Below are 14,687 nucleotides of genomic sequence, written 5' to 3'. Positions count from 1 at the left end.
GCGGAGCATCCTGGAGGAGTCAGCCAATGGGTTCGACACGCGCACAGCAGGCGAAGCGTTTCAAGTTTGTCGACCTCTTCGCGGGCCTCGGCGGTTTCCACGTCGCACTAGACGATCTCGATGGCGAGGGAGTCTTCGCCGTGGAGTGGGAGCCAACACTTAACGCGCTGTACACCAAGAACTTCAATATGGCTGCATGGTCTGACATCAACGACCTTGCCTCAGACGAGATCATCCGAGCGCAGGTCCCCGACCATCAGGTCCTGACTGCGGGGTTTCCGTGTCAACCGTTCTCCAAGGCCGGCGACCAACTCGGTTTCAAGGACACTGCTCAGGGTCACTTGTTCTACAAGGTTCACGACATCCTCCGAGTCAAGCAGCCTCGAAGGTTCATCCTGGAGAACGTCCCCAACATCCTGGAGCACGACGGCAGGAAGACTGTTGCGGCAATCAAGCGGATGCTAGAGGAGATCGGCTACTCGGTCGACGTTCGGCGCTACTCTCCGCACGAGTTCGGCATCCCGCAGATTCGCGACCGGGCATACTTTGTCGGTTCGCTCGATGGGCTCGACGACTTCAAGTGGCCGAAGAAACACAAGGACCCGACCGACATCACCTCCGTTCTCAGGCAGGACGTGATCGACCCGCGTCCGATCCCGGAGGGCACGCTCCACGCCATCAACATGTGGGGCGATTTCCTGCGCAGGTCGCCAACTGACCTCAAGCTGCCTTCGTTCCCGATCTGGGCCATGGAATTCGGCGCCACCTACCCATACGAGGATGAGACGCCTTCTGGGGTGTGGAAGCGGCGTTCAAGCCGTGGCTTCAGCGGGATGCATGTCCTCGGCAGCTTTGGATTCACGCTCGACGGGATGACGATCCCCGATCAGAAGGATCTGATCCCCAGCCATGCTCGTCGCGAGGACGATTTCGTGTTCCCACGCTGGAAGCGCACCTTCATCCGGCAGAACCGCGATTTCTACCACGACAACGCCGAGTGGATCGATCCCTGGCTCGAACAATGGCAACCGTGGGACCTCAACTCCAGTTTCCAGAAGCTGGAGTGGAACGCCCAGGGTGAGGAGCGCGATATTGACAACTTCGTTCTCCAGGTTCGAGCCTCTGGCATTCGAATCAAGCGGCCCACCACGGCGCCAAGCCTGATCGCGTTCACGCAGACCCAGGTACCCATTCTCGGCGCGAACCTTGCTGGTAGGAGGCGCTACATCACGCCTCGTGAGTGCGCCCAACTCCAAAGCCTCCAGGACCTCGACTTGCCTGAGAATGACCACGACGCCTACAAGGCGCTCGGCAACGCCGTCAACGCCCGAGTGGTCCACGCGATCGCTGAGGAGCTCACCAAGGGGTTGGATGTGTCAATGGGGCGTCGGATCAGGACCGTCAAGACCCGTAACGCTGACAACGACACTTTGGGAGCGATCGCGTGACCGACGACATAGAGGCCAATGACATTCCTGAGCACGAGGAGGAGGGCTCCAAGGCAGCGCTCCACGAGAGCATTGCCGAGGGGCTGGCGTCGCTGTCGGACGCTACTGACGCCCCGACCGGGGTGAAGCTGGCCGCCTACGCGTTCACGGCCGACGATGTGGACTTCAGTACTGGGGCGTGGACGTCACGTCTCTCATCGGTGCAGGGGTGGCTGAGCTTTGAGTCGGACCTTCCCGAAACGAACCACCAAGACTTCCTGCTTGCCCTGCTGAAGGAATTCGCACTGAGCGAGAGCGAGGGTCTGGACTCTAACGCTTCATCCTTGGCGCTGTCCGAAGACGGCCTGAACGCGCTGGCCAATCGAATCGACACGGCTATCAAGCTCCAGCAACGTTTCCTAGACGACCTTGATGCCGACGGCGCGACGAAGACTGCCGCCACTGCTAGTTGGGTGACTGCGTGGGGGGAGTTCGACGACGATGAGCCGATTAGCCCAGAGCCTGTTAGGGCGAAGGCTGAGACGTGGCCGATTTACCAGTTGGTCGACAGCCCCTTGAACCTGACCCCCTCCTACCAGCGCGGAGACGTATGGAGCGCCTCGGACCGCTCCGCCTTGATCGAGTCGATATTGCGCGGCATCCCGCTGCCTTCGATAATCCTCCTGCGGAAGAAGGGCTCCGAACCTCACGAAGTGGTTGACGGCAAGCAGCGCCTGACCACAATTCTGCGCTTCGTCGGCGCTCATCCAATCGCGATGCAGAAGGTCGAAGAGGCGCACTCCCGTCACCCGGACAATGACCTCAAGACGCTGTTTCACGAGGACTACCCGGCTTTCCGCCGAGCATGGAAGTCTCTGGAGGGAGAAACCCTCACAGCCCGTGTTGAGAACGAATACTACTTCCCGTTCCGACTTCGCAAAGGCAAGGAGAGCGCGCTGGCGAACGCTCTGAAGTCACTGCAAGGCAAGTACTATTCCCAGATCAAGACCAACGAGGTAGCCGTCGCTGACCAGGATCTTCAGATCTTCCAGCTCTTCACGAAGCTGGCTGACTACAAGATTCCGGTGATCGAGTACACCAAGGCTGAACCGCGTCAAATCCATGAGGTCTTCAAGCTCTACAACAAGCAGGGGGTCCAACTCAACGCCGAAGAGATACGTAACGCGGTCTATCACGAGATTGCATTAACCCCCGCCATGCTGTTCGCTGCGGGAGACGCGGATCCGAGGATCAGCGCTCCCGATATCGCCCCGTTCCTTGCCGATGTTCCCGATTTAGAAAACCTAGGCACTACCTTGCGCCTGCATGGCTTCGGAGACTCGCGCTACAAGCGCACCAAGGTGCTGTCGTGGATAATCGCGGTGTTACTGCACGACACTTTCGATGCCAAAGAAGGGGAACGCAAACCCCTCACGTCGACGGCGAAGCACATCGACCAACTCCTCGATCAAATCCAGACTGTCTCGAACCATCCGCTGACGCAAGGCTCCACCCTTGCTAGGCTATTCACTTGGATCGCCGAAGCGGTAGAATTACATGCTAGTCACGACGAGCTATGGGCGGATTCTTTTAAGGATGGGGCTGCAGGCAAGAAATGGCAGGAACTTCAATTAGTGGGGTCACTGGTGGGCATCGCTTTGGCGCTGATCGCGGCTCCTAATGACATCGAGGAGCGCCTTGCGGTCAAGGCTGATGCGATCCGCGCAGCCAGCGCTACGCAATGGAAGCGCATCAAGAAGACCCAGACCAAGACGCAGTGGGACTATATCCGCCGTATCGTTATTGGTCTGCTGGAGCTTCTGGATATCGACCCTGCAGACGCGTCTGAGGTTGTGCGCGAAGAGTACGGCTCGTCGGGCCTGGAGTCCCTGCAAATGATGGTCCTGCCACCTGACAACGAATAAGTCAACTCATGACCGAACATCTTAGCACCGAGCGCGTCTATTTCAACCCTCCGTCCGGAGCACAACAGGATGAGTCTTGGTGGGCGCATTACATAGCGGAATTAGCTAATCTCACACCAACAGCGCGCGCAGCCTTAGAAGTGGACAGCCGCTATATCGTCGAGCGCGGTGTGTTCGGCGAAGGTCCGCCTGGCTCGAACAATTGGCCGGCCAGCCGGGCGCGCACCGGTCTTGTCATGGGCTCCGTCCAGTCAGGCAAGACCGCTTCCATGCTGGGAGTGACCGCACTGGCCATCGACCAGAAGGTTGACATCGTCATCCTCCTTGGGGGAACCCGCATTTCGCTGTGGCGACAGACCTATGAACGCTTCGTCCAGCAACTCGACGCTGGCCAGGACTCCGCGCACAAGAGGTCCCGGCGGCTGCTGTGCCCCGCACCGGGGGTCGTGCTGTCTGAGGATCAGTCCAGATTGTCGGACACCTACCGCATGGCGCCGGCTGCTGTTCGGCGCAAGCTCAGGGACACCAACCCCATCATCGTCGTAGCGATGAAGCAGACCGACCACCTGCACGCGCTGGGCCGCGTCCTTCGCCAAGCCATTTATGACGCGGTTGAGGCGCTGGACCGCCCCGTTCACATGCTGATCCTGGACGATGAGGCGGACGATGGATCAATTCTCGACGCAGTCGTGGAGAGCGGCCGCGACCCCGCTTACGGCCATCTCAAGCAAATTCCTCGCGCCATCGCCAATCTCTGGGATCCCGCGAACCCCGCCCCGGGGAACCTGTACACCACTTACATCGGCTACACCGCGACGCCGCAGGCGAATCTCCTGCAAGAGGACCACAACCCCCTCGCCCCGCGGAACTTCCTCATCTCGCTACGGACCCCGCTCGACATCGGTCACATGGTCGATCCCTCGGACCTGACCAACCTCGACGCACCGAGGTCCTCCACCTATCCTGAACCGGCGGGGTCCCATGCCTATTACACCGGTGGAGAGGTCTTCTATCGGCGTGGAGAACGTGCGGGATTGTGTATACCCACGACACCCGCGCCGAACGAAGATCTCGCGGACGCTGTGCGGGCCTTCCTGGTGGCCGGGGCGATCCGCCTCCATCGATCAGGCAAGCTTGGGCCAGCCTCGGCGCTCTTCTCCTGGTTCGACACGCGTCGCGCCGCACAAGATGCCGTCAGTGATTTCCACTCCATGTTGTTTCACCCGTCGTCCAGCATCCAGGAACACTTCGATGCTGCCGAGCAGGTGCTTCTGTGGGCGGGTGTGCGGACCTCTGGCGAGGCTCGGACACTGCTGGAGTCAGGAGAGGCGTTCTTGCCTCCAGCTCTCATTGCGACCTTGGACAGTGACCCTGCCAACTGGAAAATGTGGCTCGACCACTACCGAGCCTCGGCCGCAGCGATCCAGAACGAGTTCAATCTGCTGGCCTCCAGTTCGATGCCCGACTGGGAGGACACGAAGCGGCTGCTAGCCGATGAGTTGATCCCCGGCACGCGAGTGGCCGTGATCAACAGTGATCCGACCGCAGACGACCGCCCTGTCTACCAGCCGGTGCGAGACGAGGGCACTGGGTTGTGGGCACCCGCTCGCGATCTGAGTACCATCTTTGTCTCTGGCAACGTCATGGCCCGTGGGATCACGCTCGAAGGGATGACCACCGCCCTCTTCCGCCGGGCGTCCAACAGCCCGGTGGCCGATACTCAGATGCAGATGCAGCGATGGTTCGGCTACCGCGGTTCGTACATCGAGTTGTGCAGGGTCTTCGTCGATCAGGTCCAACTTGACTTGTTCCGTGCCTACCACGACATCGATGAGGCGATCCGCACCGCGATCACCGAGTCGATGAGGGGCGGAGCGCCTCAGCCGGTCGTTCTACAGGGCCGTGATTTCGCGGCGACGGGAAAGATCGCCAACATCGATCGGGTGCCCATGCTGCAAGGTGCCAAGCCCTTCATCGACACCATCAACCGCGCCGACCAGCCAGACCCGAACGCCGACGTCGTTGCTCAGGCCTTCGGTTCCGGCGACTCCAGCGAATTGGTTGTGGCCGGCACGGTCCGTGGACGGATCATTGACCGGCCGCTGACCCTGGGACAGGCAGCAGACCTCCTCGGGGGCCTCCAGTATGAGTCCTATCGGCCTGGCGACCGGTCCCAGCAGGCGATGCAGTGGGCTCAGATTGAGTCTCGCGTGGCAGCGATGCAGGTCTTGAACCCTCCAGGTCTGTACCGACCGCCGACCAGCGGCCCGGGGGACACTCCCCGGAGTGCCTGCCCCTACGGCATCGCGGCCTACCTGAGGCTTTGGGAGGCCTGCCTGACTCGTCCGGTCAGGGGGCTGTTCGTGACGGGGCAGCCCGGTGCCCTCTGGTCGATGCTGGACCTAAAACAGAAGCAGGCGCAGCAGCCGCGGTTCTGGGTCGGCATCCGCTTTGGCCAGGGTCGCGAGATAAACACCGGTTCGCTTGCGGACCTGCCCTTCAAAATCAAGGCGACTCAGAAGGACAGTGAAGGAGACAGAGTGACGACGACCTGGGGGTCCAACAACCCCAACGCGGGCACGAACCAGTATCGAGGCGACGAGTACTTCGACTACTACTACCGCGGCGAGCCGCTGCCGAGCCTCACCGGTGAAGGAGCGTGGCGTCCCGTTGGCGCCCCCGGCCAGATCCTGTTCTACGTCAACCAGCGCCAGGATCAGTCACACCCGGTCGTGGCGGTAGGCGTGTCAATCCCGGCCGGTGGGCCTGAGCAGTTTGCGGCGACCCGCGCTGCGATCATCTGAGAGGTGTCCACATGACCAGCTACGAAGACATCCTCCAACTCGTTGCGGGTGTACATCGCGCTACGACAGGTGATGTTCGAGACGTCTCCTGGGTGACCAACGGGGAGGTAATCGGCGTCGCGCGCGACCAGGCTGGAAGGCTGGAGCTCTTCCTCGCTGGGGAGGAACTTCGCCCCCACACGTTGACCGTCAGAGGAGTCCTCCAGCACCACGAGTGGCACCGGGCTGCTGGCGCACCTTTGGCCGCAAGTCGGCTGCTCCTGCCCGCTTTCGGACACTTCGACCAAGTCTGCGCCTTCATCGCGACCGAACTGTTACGCAACGGCGCTGACCAGGACCTTGAAGCCGCCTTTGGAGCTACCGAACCTATCGTCGAGTTAGCCATCCAGCGCCTCCAACTCTCAGAGTCGGCGATGCTGGGCCTCGCCGGAGAACTGCTGCTCCTCGTCGCGATGTGCCGCCAGGCGGACGACCAGTTCGTCGGTCAGGTGGTCAACTCTTGGTACGGTTGGCGCCGCTCTGCCCGCGACTTTGTGTGGGATGCGACCGGCGTCGAGGTCAAGACCACGAGCCGGACCAACTCGACGCACGAGATCCAAGGGGTCCACCAGATCGAGCCGGCTGACCCCGACGACGGTGGCGGCGAACAGCGCTTGCTGTTGGTCAGTATCGGCCTGCAGGTCTCCGAACCTTCCAATAGCTCATTCAGCGTGCCGATGCTGGCCCAGCGAGTCGTGGACCGACTGGACGCCACGGGCAATCAGGCGCTGATCGGCCAGTTCCTGTCGAACGTAGCCGCCTATGGATCTGAGTCCGGCATTGGCTACAACCACCCCACCATGAGCAATGACGCGCCCTTCACCACCACCTTCTCGACGGCCTTCGCGCGCGGCTACGATATGGGCGATCCAGACATCGAGGTACTCCGCCGCGAGGACGTCGCCGAGCGTCACCATGTCGAACTGCAGTCAGTGACGTTCCGCATCAATCTGCCGGGTGCAGTTAGCGCACATAACCCCATCCCTGGGGTGAACCCTGTGGCTCGCGCCATCCTTGGCTTGCCGCAATAGCAGCACGTGTTCCTGCAGGACGGCCGCGGAAGAGATGGACCCGAAAAGGGGCTCGACGAGGACAAACCGCAGGTCTTTGCACACGAAATGACTTCACCCACGGGGAGGTAAGGGCCACATCCGGAACCAAAAGACGAACTCGCGGGATACCCAATGGAAGTACTTAATGCATCGCGCCGCGACATCCTAGGCAACCCGGATCATGGGTCGACGCAATATTGAGTGACCTCTACTTTCGGCATGCAAGTCGAATCGCCCACGGGAGCGTCCGTGTTCGAAACATGCCAGGTGTAGATGCTGGATCCGTTTTATGTGACCCAGTTCTGAAGTGTGCGGTACTCCGCGTTGGAGTCAGGGCGGGCCTCGATAACGTCTGCGAGACTGCGCAAATGTTCCACGAGTCGAGTCGAGTAGAGAGCCCAGATTTCGACGCCAATCGGTAAGGTGTGCCATGCGCGCAGGCTGGGGGACGCCGACTGGCCAAGCGGGGCAGCTAGTCGGGCTCGAGCAGACCGCGGAACGGGCATGATGCCACTCTACGAACGAGTCGGTTTCAAGTCATCACCCGCCGTCGATCAGCGAGACATGGTCGCCAAAATGAGCACGGCCCTGCGCAAGCCCGCCGTTGGCGTCTCTCTCGAAGAGTCGCGTCTCGCTGTCACGGAGCGGCGAATGCACTGCGCTGGCGCTGCAAGACTCTAGGTCTCGTCGACTTCGGTCATAGGCGGCTTGAGGGCGCAGTGCAGTATGTTGCAGTCGTGTCGACCCCGCAAGATGGAAGCACCGACGAAACGGCGTTCTCCGAGTTCACCCTGACAGGTGAGCGCTTCCGCGGTGGCCGCCTACCAATCGACGCTCTTGCCGAGTTGGAACGGTATCGATCACTCCTCTTGGAGGCAGCTCAGCACGCTTGGACTCTGGACCATCCGAAACTCCCTGTTCCGGATGGCTTCGCGGAGGAATTCGACCTCGCGATTACTGAGATACGTGACGGAAGTGCGGTCTCAACGTTAGAGCACCGGGCCTCGGCGTACGATAGCTATTTTGACCGCGGACGCGACGAGGTCGATTCGCTATTTCGCGGAATAGTTGAGAATTTGGCCGGCCCGATGTTTGACTTACTGGCACCAGAGGCTCGTGACGATGAGATACTGAGTGGTGAAAACCGTAATCCGGATACCGATCCGGCTAACACCACTCATGCTGGAAGGGTAGAATTGAAAGCAGCGCCCGCATTGTCTCGCGAAGATTACATGCGGTTCGCAATACTCCCGGCCTTTAGAGAATTCGGATCCTCTCTCCATGGTCGAGAAGAAGCAAAATTTGGAGCCCCTGATGCGCCACCAGTGGTCATCTCTCCCGAGGTAAGGACTGAGCGGATAGAGCCTCTCATCAAGCGGATCGACAGCCTTATATCTCCCCCGAAGCCTAAGCGCATACACGATCAAAACAGCGTGGCCGGGCGACTCGTGGCTCTAGATGCGGATCGGCGCAATTACACGCTTCGGACGCTTCTGTTTGGTGACGTTCACGGGCGTTATAAATCTGAGGAGATGACTGAGGATCTTAAGGCAGTGCTCAACTCAAGTGCGCACGCCCCAGTGATCCGTGTAGTCGGTCGGATGGCGTGGGAAGGGGAACGCCTGTCGAGGATTCTTGAAGCTCGGGAAGTTGAGTTGCTCGAGGTGGCAGACGAACAGTGGAGCCGACGGATCGTCGAACTCGCAAGTCTGCCTCGGGGATGGGACGAGGAATCCGGTCTTGGGTACCCCATCGCGTTCGTTGCGATCGAGCTCGCACGAGAGCTACTTCGAGCGATCGCGGATGAGTTCCTGGACGCGCCGCGCGCGGGCCTATTTCCTCTGATCGATGGTGGAGTCCTCGTGGAATGGACGTCATCCGGACAGGTGCTGAGTGCGGAAATATCATCTGCTGGCGACATCTATGTCCATGATTTCGTGCTTGAACCACGTTCGACGAGCGAACTCGAGACGTCTGACCTGGCAGCCGCCACGAGAGCCGTCATCGAGGCGTTGTCGTGAGTAAGCCCGTGCTCCTACCACAAGAAATTGTCGTGCAGCCAAGCGACGAACTTTTGTTCCGACAAGTTACCCGTCACAATTGGGACGAAGTCGCGAAGACACCGGCATCCCATGCCTTCGGGCCGTCGACCGTGGACGCCAGATGCCCATCATTTGCGCGGTCAAGCGCTCCCGGCGTCACGCCACAGAGTTCGCGGGACTGGCATCAAGACCACGCCAAGACGCCGTCGTTAGGAGTCTGGGCGGTGACGACGCAGGAAGCGCATGACGAATCAATCAGGGCGATAGATGATACGGCTGTCAACCCCACTCCTGGAGAATTACGGTCACCCGGTCACACATATCTGGACTATCGTGCACTATCCAAAGGTGAAGAAAGGACGGTGCGTAAAGCGCTCCTGCTCTTTGCACTGCGCCGCGGAGAGTTGCCGACGATCGACAAGCTAGCCAGTTAAGACGCAGGATCAGTCCCCCGTGGGCCACACACAATGTGTGAATGTCAAGGCGACACGCAGACTGGCGCCTAGATGAAGCACCGGCTTTTCCGGAGCCGATTTCGTTCAATCTTCAACGCATGCCTCGTTTCATCTTCGCTGCATCTCGACAAATGGGACGGGACGGTCGCCGTCGAGGTTGACGACCGGGTCCGTCGCCCGGAGGCGCGCAATGCGAAGTACGCGCCACTACCTGAGGTGAAGGCCGCTGCGCTTGGGCTCGGGAGCGACACCGTCCCAGCGCGGCAGCTGGGCGGCCCCGTGGGTGGCACGACCCTGGTTGACGCGTAGGAAATTTCCTACTTATCATCAGGCATGGCTATCAACACTGTGAAGACCGTGACCGTGTTCGTTGGTGACCAGGTCCGTGCCCGCGACTTCTATGTCGACGCGCTCGGGCTCGAGGTGAAGACAGACCAGGCCTTCGGCGAGAACCGCTGGCTTGAGGTCGGTGCACCGAGCGGCACCACCCTCGTCCTACACAAGCCGTTCCCCGGCATGAGCGCCGGCGGTGGACAGGGCACCCTGTTCGAGAGCTCTGACCTCGATGCCGACGTTGCACGCCTGCGGGAGGCCGGTGTGGTCGTCGACGGACCGATCGACATGCCGTGGGGCCGGCAGGCCACCTTCTCGGACCCGGACGGCAACAGCTACGCCCTGCAGGGCTGAGGGCGCCCGGTTTTGCCTCGCCGTCTCAAGAGCGGTCCGCTGGACGAGGTGTTCGGCGCACTCGCCAACCCCACTCGTCGCGACATTCTCGACGCACTCCTCGGCGGTGAGCACACCGCTGGGGACCTCGCGGGGAAATTCGACATGGCCCGCCCCAGCGTCTCCGAGCATCTTCGGGCGTTGCGCGAGTCCGGACTCGTAGAGGAGCGCCAGGAAGGCCGTCACCGCTTCTACCGCGTCACGGGAGAGCCGATGGCAGAGCTGATCGACTGGCTCACTCCATACGAGCGCTTCTGGCGCGACCGGATGACCGCCCTCGGCGGTGTCCTCGACGAGATGGACGATGATGACCACGCATGAAGATCTGACCCGGATCGAGGTCGACCAGTTCTTCCCACACCCGCCGTCGAAGGTCTGGCGTGCCCTGACGACGCCGGAGCTGATGGCGCAGTGGCTGATGCCCAACGACTTTGAACCCATCGTGGGACACCGGTTCGCGTTCTGGGCGCGTCCGGTCGCGCAGACCGGTTTCTCCGGACGGATCGCGTGTCAGGTGCTCGACCTGCGGCCTCGGAAGATGCTCCGGATCAGCTGGGCTGACGCCGAACAGCCCGACGGGATGGCGACCACCGTCACCTGGATGCTGCATCCCGAGGGAAAAGGCACCCGCCTGTTCCTGGAGCACGCGGGCTTCGATCTCGACGACCCCACCCAACAGCTTGCCCGGAAGTTCATGAACGGCGGCTGGCGCAGCCACGTCCTGCGGCGATTGGGCGAATTGCTCCAACACCTGGGGTGACCGCACCGGTATCGACCCGCACCACTACAGACCACGTGCTGACGCATGTCAGCAGATTCCACCGACAAGAAGGGGCCCGAGCAGTGAGCACTGCTCGATCCTCTTCCCGAAGACATCACTGTCGTCGCCGGGATCGACACGGATCACCGCCGACGTGCACGTTGCGCAGGTACTTTAGCGGCGTTAAAGTCAACGGGTAATGACTGCTCCTGGAAGTGGCGTGATGATGCCGGAGGACACCAGCTCGATGCTGGAGCGTGCCGCGAGCGTGCAGGCCAGGATCCGGCAGGGCGGCCGGTGGTATCCGGCGATGATGACCGTGTACGCCGTGGTCACGGTCGCACTGGTGACCTGGCTGCCGCTTGTTCGCAGTAACTGGGCCGGCGTCGCCTTCGCGGTGGTCGCAGTGGCTTGGGCGGTCGTGATCTTCGCGTGGAAACGCGGCAAGGGTGTTCGTCCGGCACGTAGTCGCGACACCCGGCGGTGGCTGATCCCGTGGGTGGTGCTGTATTCGACGGGCGTCTTCTGGTTCGGCCCGACATACCTGGGTCGCGCGGTGGGTTGGTGGGCATTGATGGGTGTCGTAGTCGCCTCGCCCGCATTCGTCGAGGCGACCCGTGCCTGGCTGCGAGTACGCCGATGACCCACCCGCGCCACCGGCTCAACAGCCGTATCCACACCCCCGTGCGGTTCTCGCTCATGGCCGCCCTGGCCGCCACCGGAGAGGCCGAGTTCAAGGTGCTGCGAGACACCCTCGAAGTCAGCGAATCCCTACTGTCCCAACACATTCGAGTGCTCGAGGACGCGGGCTACGTGCACGTCCGCAAGGGGTATGTCGGCAAACGCCCCCGCACCTGGTTGTCGCTGACGCCCGAGGGCAACGCGGCGTTCGGCGAACACTGCGCGGCGTTGCGGGCCATCACCACCACGTCGGTCACGTCGTTCTCCGGTCAGGCCGGCACCGAGATGCCCGCGGCCGCCGACCTGCGACGCGACGGGGCGTAGCGACAAGCCAGATCGATCGAAGCAAGTTCACCGAAGAGGAAGGTTGCGCAATGGGCTGGTTCAAGGACCGGAAGCTGCGGCGACAAGCCCGCGAGGACCGGGCACACCAGAAGGCATACGACAAGGCGATCGCCGAGGGGCAATCGCCCGATCAGGCGACGACGAGCGCCGATCGCGCCGTACGACGGCGGCGTCGGATCCGGCGCGCCGCTGTGATCACCGCAGCCGGCAAGTAGTGGCCGGCCGTGCCGAAGACAACGCACGGCCCATAGCTCGGCGCTCAGCGCTCGCGGCCAGTCTGCCGCTCGGCGCAGTCCTGCTGGCCGGCTGCGCACCGGGCACCTCCCAGCCGCGGCCGTCAGCCTCGGCCGGCGCCGCGTCCACGGCGTTAGCGGCATCGGCGGAGTTGGCGGCTCTGGAGCGCAGGTTCGGCGGGCGGCTCGGACTGTCGGCGTTGGACACCGGCACCGGGCGACGGCTGGCCCACCGCGCCGACGAGCGATTCCTGATGTGCTCGACGCACAAGCTGCTGGTCGTGGGCGCGATCCTGCAGCGCGACCAGCAGCAACCGGGTTTGCTGAGACGCAGGGTCCGTTACGGCCGCGACCAGTTGCTTGAGTACGCACCGGTCACTTCGCGACATGTCGCCGACGGCATGACGGTCTCGCAGCTGTGCGACGCGGCGATCACGCGCAGTGACAACACGGCGGCGAACCTGCTGACGCGACTTGCTGGCGGCCCCGCGGAGGTCACCGAGTTCGTCCGCACCCTGGGGGACTCCGTCACTCGCCTCGATCGCACCGAGCCCGACCTCAACGTCAGCGCGCCCGGCGACGTACGGGACACCACCACCCCGGCTCACATGGCAACCGACCTGCACGCACTGACCCTCGGTGACGGAGCGCTCGCAGCCGCGGGCCGAAACCGGATGGTGGGCTGGTTGAAGGCGAATAAGACCGGGGCGACCTCGATCCGCGCTGGGCTGCCGACCGGTTGGCCGGTCGGCGACAAGACCGGCAGCGGAAGTCGCGGCGAGATCAACGACGTCGCGGTGATCTGGCCACCGGGCCGCGCCCCGTTGATCGTCAGCATCTACACCGCACCCCAGCGACGTGACCCCGCCGCCGGCTACCGCACCGTCGCGGACGCGGCTCGCATCGCCGTCTCGGCGCTGGTCCCCAATCCCGTATGACGAAAAACCAATGACAGACGAAACGTATGACGAAGAGTCGAGAGGACAGACACACCATGGACAAGACGCCGACGGACGGCAGGTTCCGGGGGAAGGTCGTCGTGATCACCGGCGGCGGTGAAGGGATCGGGGCCGCGGCTGCCGACCGGTTCGCCGCCGAGGGAGCGACCGTCGCGATCGTCGGCCGGACGAAGGCCAAGCTCGATCGGGTTGCCGCGCAGCGGCAGGGGTCGACGATCGAGAGCGTGGTCGCCGACGTGAGCGATGAGGAGGAGATCTCCCGCGCCATCGAAGCCGTCGCCATACGGCATGGACGGCTGGACACCCTCGTCAACAATGCCGCGACATACGGCCCCGGCCCGATCGACCAGATCGACTCGGCGACCTGGCGGACCGTGATGGCAACCAATCTCGACGGGGTCTTCTTTGCCTCCCGCGCTGCCTTGCCGCATCTGCGAGCCGTGCGCGGCAGCATCGTCAACGTCGGCTCGGTCGCCGCTCTCGGCGGCGAGTGGGGTATGCCGGCGTACAGCGCCAGCAAGGCCGCGGTCGGCAACCTGACGCGCACCATGGCACTGGACTATGGGAGTGACGGCATCCGAGTCAATGCGGTGCACCCCGGTGTCACGCACACCGAGCAGCAGGCCGCGCTGCTCGACAACGACGTGGTGCGCGACGGCATCCGCAACCGGGTCGCGCTGGGGCGCGCGGGCCAACCGTCCGAGGTCGCGGCGGTGGTCGCCTTCCTGGCCAGTGACGACGCCAGTCTCGTCACCGGCGCGCAGATCCCGGCCGACGGCGGCACCAGCGCCACCAGCGGCAATCCACATCTCGGGTGATCCGGCCAGGGCTGCAGGAACTCCGGATGCCCCGCGCTACTGGGTCAAGACCTCGAGTAGTCCTGGAAAACGCTGATCCAGGTCCTCACGGCGCAGCGCCGTCAACCGTTGGGCGCCCTGCGGCAGTGTCCGGGTGAGACCGGCGTCGCGGAGTAGCCGGAGATGGTAGGAGAGCGTGGAGTTGGGCAGGCCCAACAGGTCGGACAGTTCGCCGCAGGCCCGCGGGCGCTCGTCGGCCAAAGTGCGCACGATCTGTAACCGGATCGGATCGCCGACAGTGCGCATCACGGTCGCCAGCTCGAGCGCTGCAGTGGCGGGGTGTTGAGCCCGCTCGCGCAGGTCGGTCCGTGACATGTCCCCGAGATTATCACCTCTGCCATATTTCCAAATATTTGGAAATATGGCAGAGTCGAGGACTGTG

General features: G+C 62.7%; 14 protein-coding genes. 13 read left to right on the top strand and 1 reads right to left on the bottom strand.

Annotated features, from left to right (window positions below; translation table 11 throughout):
• The first annotated feature begins 26 nt into the window (after positions 1–26).
• From N2M23_RS00500 to budC, 13 genes are all read left to right on the top strand, one after another.
• Entirely contained in the window at positions 27–1,448 is a 1,422-nt protein-coding gene (locus N2M23_RS00500) for a DNA cytosine methyltransferase (protein WP_265442510.1), read from the top strand.
• Positions 1,445–3,352: a DUF262 domain-containing protein gene (locus N2M23_RS00495; RefSeq protein ID WP_265442509.1), complete on the top strand. Its 1,908-nt coding sequence runs from the start codon at positions 1,445–1,447 to the stop codon at positions 3,350–3,352. Before N2M23_RS00500 ends, N2M23_RS00495 begins: the two co-directional genes overlap by 4 nt.
• An 8-nt stretch (positions 3,353–3,360) precedes the next feature.
• A complete protein-coding gene (locus N2M23_RS00490; RefSeq protein WP_265442508.1) occupies positions 3,361–6,156 on the top strand; it encodes a Z1 domain-containing protein in 2,796 nt (931 codons plus the stop codon).
• Between the two features lie 11 nt (positions 6,157–6,167).
• The gene (locus N2M23_RS00485) at positions 6,168–7,226 is read left to right on the top strand and encodes a PD-(D/E)XK motif protein (RefSeq protein WP_265442506.1); all 1,059 of its coding nucleotides are present in this window, start codon (positions 6,168–6,170) and stop codon (positions 7,224–7,226) included.
• Between the two features lie 758 nt (positions 7,227–7,984).
• Complete coding sequence (locus N2M23_RS00480; RefSeq protein WP_265442504.1) at positions 7,985–9,268, top strand: hypothetical protein; 1,284 nt, start codon at positions 7,985–7,987, stop codon at positions 9,266–9,268.
• An 809-nt stretch (positions 9,269–10,077) separates the two neighbouring features.
• Positions 10,078–10,431: a VOC family protein gene (locus N2M23_RS00475; RefSeq protein WP_265442503.1), complete on the top strand. Its 354-nt coding sequence runs from the start codon at positions 10,078–10,080 to the stop codon at positions 10,429–10,431.
• Between the two features lie 12 nt (positions 10,432–10,443).
• Complete coding sequence (locus N2M23_RS00470) at positions 10,444–10,791, top strand: ArsR/SmtB family transcription factor (RefSeq protein ID WP_265442502.1); 348 nt, start codon at positions 10,444–10,446, stop codon at positions 10,789–10,791.
• Positions 10,778–11,230 (top strand): SRPBCC family protein, encoded by a 453-nt coding sequence (locus N2M23_RS00465; protein ID WP_265442501.1) that lies wholly within the window; start codon positions 10,778–10,780, stop codon positions 11,228–11,230. The genes N2M23_RS00470 and N2M23_RS00465 overlap by 14 nt, the downstream gene beginning before the upstream one ends.
• A 199-nt stretch (positions 11,231–11,429) precedes the next feature.
• On the top strand, positions 11,430–11,873 hold the full coding sequence (locus tag N2M23_RS00460; protein ID WP_265442500.1) for a hypothetical protein: 444 nt from the start codon (positions 11,430–11,432) through the stop codon (positions 11,871–11,873).
• The gene (locus N2M23_RS00455; RefSeq protein WP_341870568.1) at positions 11,870–12,235 is read left to right on the top strand and encodes a winged helix-turn-helix domain-containing protein; all 366 of its coding nucleotides are present in this window, start codon (positions 11,870–11,872) and stop codon (positions 12,233–12,235) included. The genes N2M23_RS00460 and N2M23_RS00455 overlap by 4 nt, the downstream gene beginning before the upstream one ends.
• A gap of 50 nt (positions 12,236–12,285) precedes the next feature.
• On the top strand, positions 12,286–12,471 hold the full coding sequence (locus N2M23_RS00450) for a hypothetical protein (protein ID WP_265442499.1): 186 nt from the start codon (positions 12,286–12,288) through the stop codon (positions 12,469–12,471).
• A gap of 32 nt (positions 12,472–12,503) precedes the next feature.
• Positions 12,504–13,427: a class A beta-lactamase gene (gene bla, locus N2M23_RS00445; RefSeq protein WP_425270183.1), complete on the top strand. Its 924-nt coding sequence runs from the start codon at positions 12,504–12,506 to the stop codon at positions 13,425–13,427.
• A gap of 26 nt (positions 13,428–13,453) precedes the next feature.
• Positions 13,454–14,266 carry a meso-2,3-butanediol dehydrogenase gene (budC, locus tag N2M23_RS00440; RefSeq protein ID WP_265442497.1) on the top strand — a complete coding sequence of 271 codons (813 nt, stop codon included), beginning with the start codon at positions 13,454–13,456 and terminating at the stop codon, positions 14,264–14,266.
• Between the two features lie 36 nt (positions 14,267–14,302).
• On the opposite strand, the gene N2M23_RS00435 is transcribed toward budC, so the two are convergent.
• Positions 14,303–14,620: an ArsR/SmtB family transcription factor gene (locus tag N2M23_RS00435; RefSeq protein WP_265442496.1), complete on the bottom strand. Its 318-nt coding sequence runs from the start codon at positions 14,618–14,620 to the stop codon at positions 14,303–14,305.
• Positions 14,621–14,687: the final 67 nt, after the last annotated feature.

The organism is Flexivirga meconopsidis (assembly GCF_026162425.1).
GTDB lineage: Bacteria > Actinomycetota > Actinomycetes > Actinomycetales > Dermatophilaceae > Flexivirga > Flexivirga meconopsidis.
The sequence above is the reverse complement of the archived record's forward strand: the minus strand, read 5'-3'. Positions and strand labels throughout refer to the sequence as shown.

What these genes read in the sequence shown, in the direction of transcription:
- N2M23_RS00475 (WP_265442503.1), top strand. Translation starts at nt 10,078, where the DNA reads ATGGCTATCAACACTGTGAAGACCGTGACCGTGTTCGTTGGTGACCAG.
- N2M23_RS00435 (WP_265442496.1), bottom strand. Translation starts at nt 14,620, where the DNA reads ATGTCACGGACCGACCTGCGCGAGCGGGCTCAACACCCCGCCACTGCA.
- N2M23_RS00490 (WP_265442508.1), top strand. Translation starts at nt 3,361, where the DNA reads ATGACCGAACATCTTAGCACCGAGCGCGTCTATTTCAACCCTCCGTCC.
- budC (WP_265442497.1), top strand. Translation starts at nt 13,454, where the DNA reads ATGACGAAGAGTCGAGAGGACAGACACACCATGGACAAGACGCCGACG.
- N2M23_RS00460 (WP_265442500.1), top strand. Translation starts at nt 11,430, where the DNA reads ATGACTGCTCCTGGAAGTGGCGTGATGATGCCGGAGGACACCAGCTCG.
- N2M23_RS00455 (WP_341870568.1), top strand. Translation starts at nt 11,870, where the DNA reads ATGACCCACCCGCGCCACCGGCTCAACAGCCGTATCCACACCCCCGTG.
- N2M23_RS00465 (WP_265442501.1), top strand. Translation starts at nt 10,778, where the DNA reads ATGACCACGCATGAAGATCTGACCCGGATCGAGGTCGACCAGTTCTTC.
- N2M23_RS00450 (WP_265442499.1), top strand. Translation starts at nt 12,286, where the DNA reads ATGGGCTGGTTCAAGGACCGGAAGCTGCGGCGACAAGCCCGCGAGGAC.
- N2M23_RS00500 (WP_265442510.1), top strand. Translation starts at nt 27, where the DNA reads ATGGGTTCGACACGCGCACAGCAGGCGAAGCGTTTCAAGTTTGTCGAC.
- N2M23_RS00485 (WP_265442506.1), top strand. Translation starts at nt 6,168, where the DNA reads ATGACCAGCTACGAAGACATCCTCCAACTCGTTGCGGGTGTACATCGC.